This is a genomic window from Sorangium sp. So ce836 (genome assembly GCF_028553905.1).
Classification (GTDB): domain Bacteria; phylum Myxococcota_A; class Polyangia; order Polyangiales; family Polyangiaceae; genus Sorangium; species Sorangium cellulosum_D.
On the sequence record NZ_CP102233.1, the window covers coordinates 550,988 to 567,954 of the forward strand.

Genomic DNA, 16,967 nt, shown 5'->3' on the forward strand with positions numbered 1-16,967 from the left:
ATCAGCGTCGACTCGATGGACATCGAAGCCCTGAAGCGCGAGCTCGAGCGGCTCCGCGTCGTGGCTTCCCGCGATCGCGGGTGGCTCAACGCGCTGCTCGAGCAAGGCCCGCACGGCGTCATCATCTGCGACGCCTCCGGGAAGCTCGTCCTGCACAACCGGGCGGCGGAGCGCATCTGGGCCGGCAGCGCCTCGACCGAGTCGATGCGGGACTGGACGCTGTATCGCGCCTTCCACGAGGACGGCCGCCCGTACGAGGCCACCGACTGGGCGATGGCGCGCGCGATGTCCGCGAGGCAGGTCATCGAGAGCGAGGAGACCCGGATCCAGCGCTTCGACGGGACGCGGGGCGTGGTCCTCGGGAGCGCCGCGCCGATCCTCGGGCCCGGAGGCGAGCTCGAGGGGGGGATCTCGGTGTTCGCCGACATCTCCCGCCTGAAGCAGGTCGAGGCGGAGCGCGGCGAGCTCGCCGCGCAGCTCTCGCGGCGCCTCGAGGAGCTCGATCGCAGCGCCCGGCTCACGCAGGCGCTGCTCGCGGTCAGCTCCGCGCTGAGCGGCGCGATGACGGTCGAACAGATGGCCTCCGCCGTCGTCCGCGACATCCACCGCGTGCTCGGCGCCTCGACGACGATGATGTACGCGGCGGGCGAGGCGGTCGGGGCCGCGACGCTGATCGGCTACTCGGGGCTGGAAGAGCAGCGCGCGAGCCCTTACGCGACCGTGCCCCTCGACGCCCGACTGCCGCTCTCGGAGGCGCTCCGGCTACGCCGCCCGATCTGGGTGGACACGCAGGAGAGCCTGCACGCGGCGTACCCCGAGCTCGCGGCGCTGAGGCCCGCTCGCGACGACATCCAGGCGCTCGCCGTCCTGCCGATCGTCGCCCACGGAGCGCTGCTCGGCGGGCTCTCGTTCTCGTTCGCGGCCGCGCGGGCGTGGACCGATGAAGAGCGCGAGTTCTTGCTCAGCGTGGCCGCGCAGTGCGCGTCGGCGCTCGACCGGGCGCGCCTGCTCGAGCAGGAGCGCGAGGCCCGGGCGCGCGCGGAGATGCTCGCGGCCGAGCTCGAGCGGCAGCAGGCGACCTTGCGCCTGCTGAGCGAGGCGGGCGCCGTGCTCTCGAACTCGCTCGACGTCGGGGCGCGGCTCGCGCACCTGACCCACCTCGCGGTGCCCACGCTGGCGGACTGGTGCGCCGTCGACATGCTGAACGGCGACACCGTCGAGCGCGTGGCCGTTCACCACTGCGACCCGGCGAAGATCGAGCTGGGCGAGCGCCTGCGGGCGATGTCCCCGCCCCGGCTCGACGCCCCCACGGGCGTGCCGGCGGTCATCCGCACCGGTCGCCCCGAGTGGATGGCCGACATCCCGGACTCCATGCTCGAGTCCGCCGCGATGGGCCCGGAGCACCTGCGCCTGATCCGGTCGCTGGGCCTCAGGTCCTACGTCGTCGTCCCGCTCCGGGGGCGCGAACGGAACATCGGGGCGCTCACGCTGGTCCACGCCGAGTCGGGCCGGCGCTTCGGCGAGGCGGACGTCGCGCTCGCCGAGGAGCTCGCGAACCGCGTGGCCTTGCAGATCGACAACGCCAGGCTGTTCCAGCAGGTCGACGCGTCTCGCCAGCAGCTCGCGGGCCTTTTCAACCAGGCGCCGGCCGGCATCTGCATCCTGCGGGGTCCCGAGCACGTCTTCGAGCTGGTGAACCCGACGTATCGAGACATCCTCGGCGGCCGAGAGGTGATGGGCAGTCCGATCCGGGAGGCGCTCCCCGAGCTCCACGGCCAAGGCATCTTCGAGCTCCTGGACGGGGTCTACCGGAGCGGTCAACCCTACGTCGGCACGTCCGTCCCCCTCCGCCTGCGCCGCGGCGGCGCCGGACCGGAGGAAGAGCGCTTCTTCAACTTCGTCTACCAGGCGATGCGCGCGCCGGACGGCGGCACCGAGGGCGTCATGGCGTTCGCCTTCGAGGTGACCGACCAGGTGCTGGCGCGCCGCCACGTCGAGCAGCTCGCGATCGAGCTCGCCACGAGCGAGGCGCGCCTCCGGACGCTGGTCCAGGCGACCACCGCCGTCGTGTGGACGGCCACGGCGGAGGGGACGATCGTCGAGAGCTCGCCGAGCTGGCTCGAGTTCACGGGCCAGGAAGAGGCCGAGTACCTGCAGAGGGGCTTCCTGCGGGCGGTCCACCCCGACGATCGGGAGGCGATGATGCGGGCCTGGGCGGACGCGACGGCGCGCGGCGCCGTGTACGAAGCCGAGTACAGGCTCCGCCGGCGGGACGGCACGTATGCCTACACGGTGGCGCGCGCGGCGCCGGTCCGCGCCACGGACGGCAGCGTGCGCGAGTACGTGGGCTGCAACATGGATATCAGCCAGCAGCGCGAGGCGGAGCGGCTCACGCGAGAGCACGCCGAGGTGCTCGAGACGCTCCACGAGGTCGGGCAGGTGCTGTCGGCGGAGCTCGAGCTCGAGGCGCTCGTCCAGTCGGTCACCGACGCGGGGACGAAGCTCTCCGGCGCGGAGTTCGGCGCGTTCTTCTACAACGTGAGCGACGCACAGAGCGGAAGCTACATGCTGTATGCGCTCTCGGGGGCGCCGAGGGAGGCCTTCTCGCGCTTCCCGATGCCGCGCAACACGGCGCTGTTCGCGCCGACGTTCAGCGGAGAGGGCGTGATCCGCCTCGACGACGTGACCCGGGATCCGCGCTACGGCAAGAGCCCTCCTCATCGAGGCCTGCCGGAGGGGCACCTCCCCGTCGCGAGCTACCTGGCCGTCCCCGTGGTCTCGCGGAGCGGCAAGGTCATCGGCGGCATGTTCTTCGGCCACCCGAAGCCGGGGGTCTTCACCGAGCGCTCCGAGCGCATCACCGTCGGCCTCGCCGCCCAGGCGGCGGTGGCGATGGACAACGCCCGGCTGTTCCGGGAGGCGCAGTCGCTCATCCGCGCGCTGGAGCGCACCAACGCCGAGCTCGACCAGTTCGCGTACGTGACGAGCCATGATCTGAAGGCGCCGCTCCGCGGCATCGCGAGCCTCGCCCAGTGGATCGAGGAGGACCTGTCGGACAAGCTCACCGCCGACACGCGCCAGCAGATGGAGATGCTGCGCGGCCGCGTGCGGCGCATGGAGGCCCTGATCGAGGGCATCCTGGCCTACTCCCGCGCCACGAGGTTCCGCGAGAAGCCGGAGAGCGTGGACATCGAGAAGCTCTCGCGGGAGGTGGTCGAGCTCATCGCCCCCAAGCCGCCTGCGCGGGTCACGATCGACGTGCCGCCCGCGACCTTGCGGACGTACCGGGTGCCGCTGCAACAGGTGTTGATGAACCTGATCACGAACGCGCTCAAGCACGCTGGCCGCGAGGATGCGGCGGTGTCCGTGTCCGCCCGGGAGGAGGGCGATCGGTACGAGTTCTCGGTGTCGGACAACGGGCCTGGCATCGCGCCTGCGTTTCAGGAGAAGGTGTGGGGGATGTTCCAGACGCTGCAGGCGCGGGACAAGGTGGAGAGCACCGGGATCGGCCTTGCCATCGTGCGGAAGATCGTGGAGAGCCGCGGCGGGCGGGCCTGGGTGGAGTCGGACGGCAAGAGCGGCGCGACCTTCCGGTTCACGTGGCCCAAGCGGGAAGAGGCGCAGGGCGCCGCGTGACGCGCTCGCGATCGCGGCGGCGCGGGGACGCGCTCAGTTCGAGGGCTTCGGCATCTGGAACACCACGGCGTCCTCTTCGGCTTCCAGGTCGTTGACGTTCCAGTAGATGAACCCGCAGTCGACGGCGATCTCGAAGAAGTACGGCTGTCCGGTCGTGAGGGTGACCGTGTCCCCCATGCCGATGTGCGCCCTGCGCACCTCGCCTTGCCCCTCGCCGTTCACGTAAACGGTCCAGTAGACGAACTCGTCGTCCACCGCGAGCGACTTGGCGACGGCCTGAGCGTCGACCGTGGTCGTGAAGGGCGGGGCGCCCGGCGCCGCGTCCGTCGCCTTGGACTGGACTGCGCCGGTGTTGTCGGTCACCCAGTACACGACGCCGCCCGCGAGGACGATCTCGGTCGGGTTGCCGTTCGTCTCCGCGAAGACCTCGGCGGTGTCGCCGAGCGGCTCCTTCGTCTTGCGCAGGATCTGGCTCGCCCAGTAATCCGACCAGTAGACGTGCGTCGCGTCGACGGCGACGCCGATCGGGTGGTCGCTGGTGGCGACCTGCTCGGCGATCGCCTGGCTGCCGTCCGCCTTGGCCCGCCACACGGCCCCGGGCGTCTGCGTCGCCCAGTAAACGCTGTCGCCGAACGAGGCGATCCGGCCGAAGCCCGGAATGACGTCCTCGTCCTCCTGATGAGGGACCGCCGCGATCCGGATCGGGCTCGAGCTCGGCGGATCGATGGAGATCCCCAGCACGTCTCCGTTGCTCCAGTTCATCCACGAGAGCTGTCCGCCCGAGTAGGTGACCCAGGTTGTGTCGCCGAATCCGAGGGTGCCCGGGAGCGTGCGCGCGGCCCCGCCATCCTTCGGGATCGCGACGATGGCCTCGTTGTTGGCCATCAGCACGACATCCCGGGTGACCGCCATGCCCTTCGGGTTGGACCCGAGCACCCCCGGCATCTGCGTCACGGGGCACTCTCCCGCGGCGCAGCTCGATGGAGGGCACGAGGGCGCGCGCCCGCCCGCCCCATCGGCGCCACCGGAGCCGCCGGCGCCCGACGTGGCCTGCGCCGAGCCGCCATCCCCGGAGCCCGTGGTCGCCGTCGCCGAGGAGGCCGTCGTCGAGGACGAGGAGGGGGTCGCGTCCGTGCCGGGCTCGATGCCGAAGATGAGATTGCAACCGCTGCCCGCCGCTCCGAGCGCGAGCAGGGCGCAGGGCAGAGCGATCTTCTTGACCATGACGAAGTGTATAGAACGCGAGCGCGGCGCTGGCTACGATGGGCCAAGACCGCGCGATGGGAGGCGAGATGCGAGCTGGATCCGAGCGTGTCCGGAGCGGCAGCTGCGCCTGCGGCGCCGTGAGGTTCCAGCTTCGTGGCGAGCCTGTGCGCGTGGGGCTCTGCCACTGTACGTCGTGCAGGAAGGAGACCGGCAGCGTCTTCATGCCGTTCGCGGTGTGGCCGTGGTCGAGCTTCGCGTTCACCGGCGAGACGAGGTGCTGGGAGGGACGCAGCTTCTGCCCGACGTGCGGGTCGCGGCTGTTCTCGCCGCGGGAGGCCGAGGGCGAGGTCGAGATCAAGCTGGGATGTCTGGACGACGCTCCGACGGATCTCGCTCCGAGCTTCGAGATCTGGATCCAGCGCCGCGAGCCGTGGCTGCCGCCGCTCTCGGGCACGGAGCAGCACGCGGGAGATCCGCCGTGGGTCGCCGGCGCCCCGAGCGCGCCGCCGGCTCCTCGCGAGCCCGGGTGACTGGCACCCTGAACGCGTGCCCGAGCGCGATACCCGCGCTCACGCCAGCCTGCGGAGCTGCTCCAGCCGCCGGCGCTGGTCGATGTCGCGCCGCTTGATCTTCCCGGTCCTGAGCTCCTCGTACGGCCCGCACACCGGCCGGTAATCGCACTGCGCGCACGCCCCCTCCGCCGGCATCGGCAGGAGCGCCGCCCTGTCGATCGCGTCGCCGATGATCCCCGCCACCTGCGCGGCCGCCTCGCGGGCCCGCGCGTCCAGGTAGATCGGCACCTCGGTGAAGCCGCCGGCGGACGTGCAGTAATAGAGCCGCCCCGACTCGACTTGCGTCCCCGGCGGCATCAGCTTCTCCAGCGCGAGCGCGTAGAGGACCGGCTGGAGCGTGCCCCCGCCGCTCACGACCGCGTCGCGCGGCGCCCGCGCCTTGCCCGTCTTGTAGTCGGTCGCCCGCATCGCGCCCCACACGCTGCGCTCGACCAGGTCGATCGACCCCCGGAGCTTGACCCCGCAGTCGAGCGCCACAGGCTCGTCCGAGCTCCCCGGATCCCGGGTGGCGAAGCGGCGCGGCAGCCCGAACGACAGCTCGAAATGGATCGGCTCCCAGTCGCGGTCCTCCGCGGCGCGCCGCAGCCACTCGCGGAGATCGGCCCGCACCGACGCGATGCCGTCGTCCCAGACGCGCTGGATCGCCGGCGCGAGCTCGTCGGCGTAGCGCGCGGCCACGCGGTCGAGCGCCCGATCGAGCTCGGCCCTCGCCTCGTCGAGCGAGGCGACGCTCACCGGCAGCTTGCCCGCGTCGCGCAGCGCGACAAGCACCTCGTAGAGCACGTCGTGCACGAGCCGGCCGCGCTGGAGCGGATCGAGCTCCTCGATCGCCTCCGGCGCCGGGCGCGGCGCGAGCTTGTGCACGGCGTAGAGGAAGAACCGGTAGGGGCACGCGGCGAAGTGCTGGAGGGCGGTCGGCGAGAACGACCGGCGCCCGAACGCGTGCTTCGCGAGCGCCTCGCGCGCCTCCGCGGCCGGCTTGAACAGCCCGTCCGCGCTCGTCCACGCCGGGATCCAGCGCCGGGCCCGGAACCGGAGCGCCCGCGCGAGGTGCGGGTTCGCGCCGAGCAGGTAGCGCGCCGTGCCGATGGTCCGGTCCTCCGGGAGGCTGAAGAGCGTCTCCAGGAGCGCGAGGTCGTGCTCCGCCGCGTCGATGGCGTCCTCGGGCCGCGCGGGCGCGGGCCAGCCGATGCGCGCGGCGCCGCCCTGCTCGGCGCGGCGCTCGAGCTCGCCGAAGCCGGGCAGCCTGCCCTCGGCCGCGCGCAGGAGCTCGAGCCCGTAGAACGACGGCACCCGCGGCCGCGACTGGTCCATGTCGACGCGCGGGTACGACACGACGAGCTTGCGGCGGGCCGCGCCGACCGCGAGCCGGAGCGCGAGGCGTTCGCGCGCCACCCGGTCGTCGCTCGTGTCGAGGCCGGAGGCGCCCCCGGCGATCGCCCGGCGGAGCGCGTCGCGGAGGATCGGGTCCTCGACGACCTTTTGCGGGAAGATCCGCTCGGCGAGCCCGGGCACGAAGACCACGTCGAACGAGCGCCCGCGGGCGGCCTCGATCGGCGCCACGAAGAGGCGCCCGTCGCGGCGGGCGGCCGGGGGCAGCACGAGGTCGGTGAGCCGGTGCGCGAGGCAGAGGCGCACCTCGCCGAGGTCCACGGGGCCCACGTCGGCCATCGGCGCGAGCTCGGCGAGCACCGCGAGCACCCGCTCGGGGTGCCGGAGGGCGCGCGTCGCGAGCGCCGAGAGCCGGTCGCGCCACGCGCCCCACGTCGCTCGCTCGCCCGGGCTCGGCAGCGCCGAAAGGAGCGGCAGCGCGAAGTCGCGCAGGGCCGAGAGGTCGGCGAGCGTCCGCGCGATGCGCGCGGCGTCGCGCTCCTCCGGGGCGCGCGCGAGCTCTTGCCGGAGCTCGCGCTCGAAGCCGGAGAGGCGCGCTTTCCACCGGTCAAGCCCGCCGATCACGGCCGCGTCGACGAGGATCCGCTCCCAGCGCCGCGGGGCGCGCAGGGTGCCGTCCTGCACGGGGGCGTCGCGGTCGCCGCCGGGCGCGGCCTGCGGAGCCGGAGCGCCCGGCGCGGCGTGCGATTCCGGCGTGCCCGGCGCGGCGTGCGATTCCGGCGCGCCCGTCGGTTCCGGCGCGCCCCGCGGTTCCGGCGTGCCTGCGTGGGGCAGCGCGCCGCCGCCGGAGGGCACCTCCTCTTCATCTCCGAGCGCCAGCGCGTCCCCGAGCTCCTCCGCGCCCTCGTCGAGCTCGCCGCGCAGGAGCGCGGGGAAGAAGTCGTCGTCCGGCGGCACCCACCGGTCGGCCTCGGACGCGGCCGGCGGCGGCTCGCCCGCGGGCGTGGCGTCGGGCACCTGCCCGAGCGAGAGGTACTCGGCGAAGCGCGACGCCGAGAGGTGCTCGGCCGCGCACGCGAGCAGCGCGAGCAGCGCCCGGCCCGCCGGATCGGGCTGGACCGAGCCCTGCGCGAAGTACGCGGGGATCCCGGCCCGGCGCAGCGCCTCGACGAGGTGCGCGCGGTACTGCTCGGGCGCGCGCAGGAGGATCGCCATCCGCTCGAACGGCACGCCGCGTCCGGCCTCGCGCAGCGCGATGCGCGCGAGCTCCACGCACTCCCGGCTCTCCCCGGGCGCGGAGAGGATCTCCACCTCGTCGCCGAGCCCCGGGGCCTCGTCGGTCAGCGGATCGAACAGGTGCTCCTGCAGGCGCGCGAGCGAGGTGCTGGGCGCGGCCGGCAGCGGCCCGTCGTCCGCGCCGTCCGCGTCATCCGCGTCGCCGCCCGCGCCGTTGGCCGCGCCGGCGCCGTCGTGCGCGGCCGAGACCGCGGTCAGCGAGATCCGCCGCGACGGCGACCGGAGCGCGGCCTCGAGGTGGCGCAGCGACGCGGCGTCGCCGGCGGGCACGGTGGCGAGCGCGTCGGGCGAGCGCGCGGCCAGCGCCTCGATCAGCTCGCGCTCCAGCGCGAACCGCACCGGCAGGTCGAGCAGGAGCATCGGCAGCCCGAGCAGCGGGTGCCTCGCGCGCGGGTCGCCGCCGTCGTCGGCCCGGGCGCGCTCGGCCGCGAGGCGCAGGACGAGCGCGCGATCGGCGAGCCCGGCCGCGTCCAGGGCGGCGTCGAAGGCGTGGGCGATGCGGTCGAGATCGGCCGGCGCGAGCGCGTCCGGAGCGACGCCGGCGAGCCGCACCTCGTCGAGCGTCCGCGCCACGGCGCGCGGCAGCCCGGGCCGATCCGCGACGCGGGCGAAGCGGCCGAGCAGCCCATCCTGCGCGAGCCCGTCGATGGCGCGGGCGCACAGCGCCTCGATCGCGAGGGCGCTGGCCGGGACGAGGCCGCGCGCGGCGAGCGCCGGCATCGCGAGCGCGGCGGCGACGCGCCCCAGGGTGAGCCGGTGCCAGCCGAAGGTGGCGCGGCGGCCGCGGATCGACGCGCGGGCGAGCTCGCTCACGGCCTCGACCGACGCGCCGACGAGGAGCACGCGCTCCGCGGGGCGCCGGCGGCGCAGCCAGCCCACGGCGCGATCGAGGCGGGCGGCGGCGCTGGGCGATGTGATGACGGCGTGGGGCACGGGGCGCTGGGGGAGGCGGCGGAGGCCGCGGCGACAGAGACCGCTGCACGACGGTGCAGGCCGGGAGTGTGAAGCAGAACGGCGGTGGAGGAAACCCGCCGCCGAGCGGGACGGCGCTGGCGCGGGGCCGGCCGAGGTCGCCGGCTTCGGGCCCGTCGAGGCTGCCGTGCGGAGGCCCGCGAGCCGCTTGGCCTCGACGGCTGCTCGGCGTGCGCTATCGCGCGCGAGATCCCCGCCGCCTCGTCGATCGAGCATGCACACGCAAGCTTCGCCCTGGTTCTGGCCGCACGGGCGCGGTGTCCTCGGCGCAATCCGTGCGGCTCGACGCACAGGAGCGCTGGCGGCCGAACGGCGGAGTACGTGCTCATGCAGCAGCCTACCTATGGAGATGTGCTGATAGAACGCAGAAGATCACGACCTATCCACGGGAGTGCGGACATAAATCGCGGGAAGATGCGCCCCATCTGTGGGAATACGGATCGTACGCCGCGGTGGGTCGCGGCCTACATGCTGGAATGCGCAGATAGACCGTGCGTCACAGATAATCGCGACGTTGGGCGCGGGTCGATTGCGATGCGCCACCCTCCGAAGTTGATCGGGGAAGCCATCACCTAATAGGCGCTGCCCTCGAGATGCGCCGCTGGTTACTGCTTTCTTGCCCGAGCACGGGCGGCGTAGGCGCCTCCAGCGAGGGCGAGAGGTGGGATAGGAAGGCGCCCGCGACGGGAGGCGCGAAGAGATGGCAGTTGCGAGCCGTGCGTCGGCGGCGGTGACGGTCTTGAAGCTCCGCCTTGCTCCTCCGATACGCCAACGCGGTCGGGCGACCCGAAAGACATCCGATGCAGATCCGCGCGACACGGCACGGTGACTCGTGCGGCACCGAGAAAATCGGGACGACCGAACTGCACGGTGTTCGCGGGACGATGCGAGCGACTTGCTTCCATAGCCCGGTCGGGATAGGACCGACCTTGGTGACGGCCGGACTGCAACGGGCTGTCAGCAACCTCCGACCTCAGCGCCGCCCATGATCTTGACCACGCCGCAACTCGATCCGGATGTTTCGATGGACGTGTTGCTCGTCTGCGCCCTGAAGGACGAGTACGAACAGGTTCTTGCCGTTTCCGATGGCTTGTTCCATCCCGGCTGGATCCAACACCCTGGCCCTCGGGGCTGGACAGTAGCCGACGGGAGCTTCGCGACCTCGATAGGAAGGCCGTTGCGCATCCGGGCGACCTGGGCGAGTCACATGGGACGGGAGCAGGCTCAAGCGGTCGCGAGCCTGCTCATCCAAGCAGTCCCGACGCGATGCCTTGCCATGAGCGGGATCTGCGCCGGCCGCCGCGGCAAGGTCAGCCTGGGCGATGTAATCTTTGCCGACCGGCTCTGGTCGTATGATGCAGGCAAGCTCGAGAAGGAAGAGGGCAAGGACAGGTTCCACGGCGACATGTTGCAGTTTCGCCCGGACCCTGCGTGGGTCCAGCGGATGCAGGCAATCTCCATCCCGAACAACGCCGCCTGGTTGGCCGCTCGCCCGCGCCTCACGCTAGAGCAGCAGGAGGACTGGGCTCTCCTTTGTTTCCTCTCCGGCGATGACCCTCGCCGGAGCCTAGGCTTTGACTCCGCGTGCCCGGACTGGACCGTGGTCCTCAAGCGCCTGTGGCAGCGTGGGTGGGTGGACAAGTCTTTCGCCCTCACAGAAGCAGGCCGCGAAAAAGCGACCGAGCTGGACCTTATGTATCCTCGTGGGCTGCCGGAGCAGCCGGAGTTCAAGCTGCATGTGGCCCCGCTCGCGACCGGCGCAGCCGTAACAGAGGATGAGGGAATCTTTCCACGCCTCGCGACATCCATGCGCAAGGTTCTGGGAGTGGAGATGGAAGCGAGCGCGCTCGGGGCGCTCGGCGAGATGCACAGGGTGCCGGTAGTGGTTGCCAAGGGAGTATCGGACTACGGCGACTTGCTCAAGGATGATCGCTACCGAACCTTTGCGGCAAGAGCCGCCGCAGAGTGTTTGATTTCGCTTCTGCGCGGTTGCGCGGATCTCCTGCCCGAGCGGGTCGGGGGCAGCTCGCCGGATGCACCAAACGACGCGCCGAACGCTGGATTGCCTCTCGCTCTCGTTCGTGAGCTGGCCGAGCTATATCCGGACGTGAGGGATGCACGCGCCGTATGGGAACGCGCTGGCGGTCGGCGAAGCGAGGTCGAGGATGTGTCGCGGCCGGCCGACCTGTGGCAACGGCTCTGGGGTCGCAGCACCCGCGGGGCCAGCGTCCGGCCGGAGGCCCTGTTGCGAGCGGCTCTCGTCGATAATCCCAATAATAAGATACTGGCAGATCATCTCACCCAAATCGAGCGGTACACGGAGGCATCACGTGACTGAACTGCTGACGGAGCTCCTGGAAGCCGGGCTCATCGAGAAAATGGGCGGAGACGACACGCGTCTAGAGAAGATCGAAAAAGCCGCAGGTGCCATAGCCCAGGGGCTGCGGGAGCAGCCGCCGAGATTGATTCGGGCCATACTTACGGGGATCGATCCGGACGTGCCCGCGGATGATCCTGCCATCGTGCAGGCCAAGCGGGCGCTGGTCGCGGAGTGGAAGTCGATGAACTCCGTCTATACGGATACGCCGGTCAGACTGCTACGATCCATCTTGCTGGAGGCGTGCAACCAAGTCGGTGAAGAGGGGGACAAAGCGGCGATCTTGTGGTTGACGGCCGCGGACATGCTCCCGTTGCAACGTTTGGGCAGGGAGGAACAACCAGTCCGTAAAATGCTCGAGACGTTCGCTTCTCGCACAGAAGAGATGAGCGTTGCAATCCCGGACATGCCAAAGACTTCAGAGTCCGATGTGGTTGAGTCGCTGACGATGTCGCTTGCAGTCGTAGGGGTTGACGCGCGTAAAGTAGATAGGAACACTCTGCGGCAGAGAGTCGCAGCCACGGCTGGACCGAACTTTCATGGCCAGACATTGAATAATCCAAATCCGCACTGGTCCAATCAGGCCCAGCATTGGAGCTTCGAGTTTGCTGAGAGAATGGGGGCCCTGTTGGCAGACGAGTTGGACGCACTGGCGCAGGATATGCGGCAGCAGGTGGCTCAGATCGGTCAGAGCTTGGAGAAGCCCATGTCCGAGATCATGGGGCGGATCGAGAGTAAGCTTCGATCGCAAGAGCTTCTGTTGCAAGCTGTGCTGGAAGCTGGCGAGCGTCGCATCTGTGCAGAAAAGCGCCGTCTCGATGCGCTTTGGTGGTCGGAAGCGCTCTACTCGTCCTCTGCACGTCAAAGCTACCGAGAGATGAATGCATCATTGGCTGCGGTTGTCATGGCGATCGATCTTCTCACGTCCGTTTCCAGCCCTTCCCCTGCGAGCGTCGGGTATATGCTTGCCGAAACGGTCAATCGCCTGCCCAACGCTGGCTTCGAGCGCAAGCTGGGGATGAGAAATCTGCTCGTCGAACTGCGTGAACTTCGCGGCCATCTTCCCTCGCAGTGGGCATCTGCGCTCGCCGATCCGCCCGCAGAAGGGCGGCTGAGCTTGCGCGACACCGTCGTGCAGTCCTTGCAGGACCGCGAATGGGACGTCGATACCTCGATGCGGCGAGCGGGGCTCACCTCAGACATGTCCTTGAGCCTCCCGGTCCTGGCGCATGCCATCTTCCGCCAGGAGCAAGCGGTTCGGCTCGCGGAGAGCATAAAATGACCCGACGCTGCATGAACGATGGCTGCTTCGCTGCTGACGGTGAAGCGTGCGCGCTCGGGCACATGGATCTCGCCCAGTGTCCTTCTTGGATGCAAGCGGCACCACCCGAGGCAGAGCCGGCCGCGGCGCCCGTGCGAACGATCGGAGGGAGGGTCCCGTGGTCGGGGAGCGCGCTGGGTTTGGCGGATCTCGCCAACCTGACGCCGAGGGCTCGTACCATCCTCGTCGGTGTGCTCGGTGCGCACGATGCCGGAAAGACCACGCTGCTGACCGGCAACTATCTACGCCTTATCCGGGGCGAGACACTCGCGGGAGCGCGCTTCGCCGGATCTCGCACCCTGGGAGCATGGGAGTCGCTTGCTGCGTGGACTCGGTTCGATGACGCGGCCCGCCTGCCCTCTTTCCCGCCGCACACACCGCGCGGCACGGCCCGAGTTCCGGGATTGCTGCACCTGGCGCTGCGCAGCTCTGCAGATGAACTCCGAGACGTGCTGCTTACGGATGCGCCTGGAGAGTGGTTCTCGCGCTGGTCGACCAAGGAGAACGCACCGGATGCAGAAGGCGCCCGCTGGATCGCGCGGAACGCGGATGCCTTCCTCGTCCTCGCTGATTGTGAGCGCCTCTGCCAGCCGGGGCGCGGCTCGTCGCGCAACGACATTCGCAAACTTCTCGAGCGGCTCGGCAACCATGTCCGATCGCGGCCTACCGTACTCGTGTGGGCCAAGGCCGACTTCCGTCCGAGCGACGGGATTCGGGAAGCCATCCGTGATGCACTTGGGAGCCGCATCCCCCATGCAAAGGAAGTCGAGGCCACTACTAACCGTGTAGAGTCCCTGGCCGACGCCTTGGAAACCGCGCTCGCTCCCGCGTGGTCGGGACCGACGGCTCGACCGATCACTGTGCCTATTTTGCAGCACGAGCCCTTCACCGTGTTCCGAGGGAGTCCCCATGCACACGCCTGAGGTTATGCTCCTCGGTGGTCCCAACAGCGGAAAGACCCACTACGCCGGTCAACTTTACGGTCGCCTCCGCAGGCGTCCAGGACGGTTGCAGCTTCGGGAAGGAGACGGAACCCCAACCGATCTCAGCGCTCTCGAAGAGGTGCTCCATTGTCTGGAAAACGGCCGCGCCGCCAAGCACACATCGGCCGGCACCTGGTCCGAGGTACTCTTGCCCCTTGTCGACGGTCGCGGCCAGGCCCTCGACCTGCTCTGGCCAGACTACGGCGGAGAGCAGCTCAGTGTAGTCTTCGAGCAGCGCACCGTCTCAGAGGCGTGGCGAGACCGGCTGGTCGACGCCGACGGATGGATGCTGCTGATCCGGCTCAAGGCGGAGACCACCTATCGAGACGCGATCGCAGATTTGGCGCAACGTCGTACGAAAGAAGGCAGTGACAATGAAACCAGCATACCTGCGCCGACCGCTCGTACTACCGCCTGGGACGCCAACGCGCGCTGGGTGGAGCTGTTGCAAATCCTGCTGCATGTCGCCGGCCTTGGCACCGTCGGGCGCATCGCGCGGCCGCGATTGGCGGTGCTGCTGTCTTGCTACGATGAACTGGTAACAACGAAGTCGCGACCCTTCGACGTGCTGGCCGAGACCATGCCGTTGCTCTCGTCGTTCCTCGAGAGCACGTGGAAACCGGAGCATATGAGCGTCTGGGGGCTCTCCGCGCTGGGACGCCTCCTCGAAGAAAATAGCGCGGACGAGCGCTTCATTGACCAGGGGCCCGAGCGACAGGGTTGGGTGGTGGCACCACAGGGCGGCGAGACCGACCCGGACCTGAGCCGTCCGCTCGCCTGGCTTCTGGGGGACCGATGAATCGCGCGCTGCGGGCTAGCTACGGAGCCCGGGACAACATGCACGCGCTCCTGTCCTGGAACGGTCCTCCGGGCGCACTCCCGGCGGAACTGCTCGGGCTCACAGACAAGCCACCGGGCTCCTATGGGCCGGGGGATCGCTGGTGGCCCTCAGTGGGGTGCGGTCCGGTCGGCGGTTGGTGGGCGCTCTGGTGGACCGAACCCGATACGCAGGCGCGCCGCGGCGGCATGGTGCGCAGCGAGGTAGCGCTCTGGCGGCAGGAGGACGCGGGATTCATCGAGGACCTGCGGCCGGTCATGGCCTCGCTTTCGGCCGGCAGGGCCATTCCGGCACCCCCAAGCGAGTTAATGAGGGCGGTGGCAGATGCGTTGCTGTCATCCGAGGCAGGACTTCCGATCGTTACCGATCTGGATCTGTGGCCAGGTGTTCTTGCCGGTCTCTGGGAACGGCTGTGGCCAGAGGCGCGATGCGCATTCTCTGCAAGGATGGCCACTAGCCCACCTCAAGGGGGCGAATCTGTCGCACCACCCTGGCTGTACGGCGTACCCGCCGAGCGCACATTGCAATGGCCGGGATATCGAGTGATCGCGGTTGCGTCGAATTCCGCGCCGCTCCACCGTGCGGCACGATGGCTCGTGGGCGACACCGATCCAACTCTGGAGGAGGTGCTCCGTGCTTGCCCTGCTTTACCCGCCGATCCGAGTGGTTTGCGCCGCGCCGCACGAGCGGCGAATGGGTTGGAGGCTCTCCGCTTCTCGCATGATCCGGCGAGCGCTCTCGGATTCTTGAGGACGCTGATCGCCCTGGCCCCTGCCGCGGACGCCGCCCCTCTGCTTAAGGCCGAAGCTGTTGATGGAGTGAGACGTGGCCTTCCGGGCGCATCGGTGTCACTCGTGCGAGCACTCGCCAACGTTAGCCCTGGGCCCTTGTCGATCACTGGAACGCCCGGCGAAGAGGTGGAGACCTGGATCAGGGATCGAGGCGCCCTGCTTCCGGCGGCGGAAACCCTGCCGCTGCTGTTGGGCCTCGCGCCCGGAGAGGCGGAGGGCTGGTGGCAGAACGCCGTACGAAAAGCGCTGTCCAGGGTTCTGTTGCGTCCGAGCACTCCCTGGTCCAAGGTGGCGATTCACTGGCTTGGGGATGAGGGCGCGGGCCCAATCCTGAAAGACATCCTCCCGGCGACCAAGGAGATTGAGAGCGCCCTGCTCGACGTTGCGAGGGACACGGTACTTACGGAGAAGCCCCTTGGCCAGATTCTCCTCCAAGCCGAAGAGAGGAGATGGTCTCGATTGCATGCATGGGCGGCGATGCAGCTTACGACGCCGATGGAGGCATTTCGGCTGCAGAAGTCCTTTCCAGCAGATCCTTGGCCTGGCCTGGAGATCCTGGTCAACCAGTTGCCAGGCCCGGCCGTCGTCGCGGAAGCCGTTGCCAGGCCAGACGCCCAGTTGGCGGGCTTAGTCGCGCGCCGCACCGTGAGGGAACCAGCGCTATTGCGGCAGATCGACCCCGGCCAGAGGGCCTGGCGTACGCTCTGGAGCGCGCATGTTGCCGCTGGCGGAGCTTGCTGGCTACCAGACGTGAACCGCGAGCGACTCGGACAAGCGTTACTCGACGCGGTGCTGGAGGGTGACGAGCCGAAGGGCCTTATCGTTGCTGCAGCGGAGGGTTTGGCCGAGATCGCGCTCCGTCATCCCGAACGGTCCGCTCTGTGGGAGAAACTCGGCCTTGAAGGGCGAGCGGAGTTGCTTCCCCGTGCTGGCGAGGCGCTGTTCAGGCTCTGCAGCATCGGCCAGGTGAGCGATCGCCCGGAGGCACTTCTCATGGAGTTCGTTGTAAATGCCGCCCGCAAGGTCAGCCCATCGGCGAGAGCCATCACGACCCTGCTGGCATGGAGCGCCCCATTGAATGAAGAGGAGGTCATTCGATGGCTTCAACGGTCCGGGGGTGAGGAATGGGCCTCTCTCGCAGAGGAACTTGGCCGGAACGTACTGAATCGCGGATGGAAGCGAGCGGCCAAGGTGCTCTACGACCGCTCGTCTTGGATACTGGAGCTTCGTCCTGCTGCGGTGACTTGTCAGGAATTACTGCCGCTGTTCGACCGGCTCCTCCTCCATTTTGTGAGCGGTCGAGGTGCATTAACACCCTCGGACCAGGCTCAGATTATTCAAAAGGTTGCTGATCTCGGGGCGGAGCTTTCTCCCAACGGTCTGGATGACCTGTGGGAGCGTGCGGGTGGGGAGCGCAAGCGTCTGAGTAGTGCGGGCATTCCGGCTGTTCGATGGCGCGAAGCTGCCATTCAGGCTCATCATGGGGCACTCCGTGGCGGAGTGCTGGCGTTGCTCAAGGAGTTGCAGTACGACTTCCCACACAACTCTGAGTTGCGCAGAGCTGAGGAGGTCTTCACTCACGTGCCCCCTGAACACAAACGATGATTGTCCGGGCATTCGCCACTCCTCTGTGTAGCGGCGGA

9 protein-coding genes and 1 pseudogene are annotated in these 16,967 nt (G+C 69.4%); 8 read left to right on the plus strand and 2 right to left on the minus strand.

Annotated features, from left to right (window positions below):
* The first annotated feature begins 15 nt into the window (after nucleotides 1–15).
* A complete protein-coding gene (locus NQZ70_RS02110; RefSeq protein ID WP_165373755.1) occupies nucleotides 16–3,636 on the plus strand; it encodes a GAF domain-containing protein in 3,621 nt (1,206 codons plus the stop codon).
* Nucleotides 3,637–3,669: 33 nt separating this feature from the next.
* Here NQZ70_RS02110 and NQZ70_RS02115 read toward each other — a convergent pair whose 3' ends face one another.
* Entirely contained in the window at nucleotides 3,670–4,860 is a 1,191-nt protein-coding gene (locus tag NQZ70_RS02115; protein WP_129572730.1) for an ABC transporter permease, read from the minus strand.
* Nucleotides 4,861–4,928: 68 nt separating this feature from the next.
* On the opposite strand from NQZ70_RS02115, the gene NQZ70_RS02120 reads away from it, so the two are divergent.
* Nucleotides 4,929–5,372 (plus strand): GFA family protein, encoded by a 444-nt coding sequence (locus NQZ70_RS02120; RefSeq protein WP_408022411.1) that lies wholly within the window; start codon nucleotides 4,929–4,931, stop codon nucleotides 5,370–5,372.
* A gap of 39 nt (nucleotides 5,373–5,411) precedes the next feature.
* Here the strand turns inward: NQZ70_RS02120 and NQZ70_RS02125 are convergent, their stop codons facing one another.
* Nucleotides 5,412–8,975 carry a PD-(D/E)XK nuclease family protein gene (locus tag NQZ70_RS02125; RefSeq protein WP_129572732.1) on the minus strand — a complete coding sequence of 1,188 codons (3,564 nt, stop codon included), beginning with the start codon at nucleotides 8,973–8,975 and terminating at the stop codon, nucleotides 5,412–5,414.
* A 1,024-nt stretch (nucleotides 8,976–9,999) separates the two neighbouring features.
* Between NQZ70_RS02125 and NQZ70_RS02130 the strand changes: the two genes are divergently transcribed.
* The 6 genes and pseudogenes from NQZ70_RS02130 to NQZ70_RS02150 all read left to right on the plus strand — a co-directional run bounded on the left by NQZ70_RS02130 (nucleotide 10,000) and on the right by NQZ70_RS02150 (nucleotide 16,929).
* On the plus strand, nucleotides 10,000–11,352 hold the full coding sequence (locus tag NQZ70_RS02130; RefSeq protein ID WP_129572733.1) for an effector-associated domain EAD1-containing protein: 1,353 nt from the start codon (nucleotides 10,000–10,002) through the stop codon (nucleotides 11,350–11,352).
* Nucleotides 11,345–12,673 carry a GTPase-associated system all-helical protein GASH gene (locus tag NQZ70_RS02135; protein WP_129572734.1) on the plus strand — a complete coding sequence of 443 codons (1,329 nt, stop codon included), beginning with the start codon at nucleotides 11,345–11,347 and terminating at the stop codon, nucleotides 12,671–12,673. The genes NQZ70_RS02130 and NQZ70_RS02135 overlap by 8 nt, the downstream gene beginning before the upstream one ends.
* A 179-nt stretch (nucleotides 12,674–12,852) precedes the next feature.
* On the plus strand, nucleotides 12,853–13,635 hold the full coding sequence (locus NQZ70_RS02140; protein ID WP_207217720.1) for a TRAFAC clade GTPase domain-containing protein: 783 nt from the start codon (nucleotides 12,853–12,855) through the stop codon (nucleotides 13,633–13,635).
* A 4-nt stretch (nucleotides 13,636–13,639) separates the two neighbouring features.
* A complete protein-coding gene (locus NQZ70_RS02145) occupies nucleotides 13,640–14,494 on the plus strand; it encodes a hypothetical protein (RefSeq protein WP_272829154.1) in 855 nt (284 codons plus the stop codon).
* Nucleotides 14,491–14,784 (plus strand): annotated as a pseudogene (locus NQZ70_RS53240) (hypothetical protein); the annotation flags it as partial. The gene NQZ70_RS02145 and the pseudogene NQZ70_RS53240, both read left to right, overlap by 4 nt.
* Before the next feature lie 636 nt (nucleotides 14,785–15,420).
* A complete protein-coding gene (locus tag NQZ70_RS02150; RefSeq protein WP_129572737.1) occupies nucleotides 15,421–16,929 on the plus strand; it encodes a hypothetical protein in 1,509 nt (502 codons plus the stop codon).
* Nucleotides 16,930–16,967: the final 38 nt, after the last annotated feature.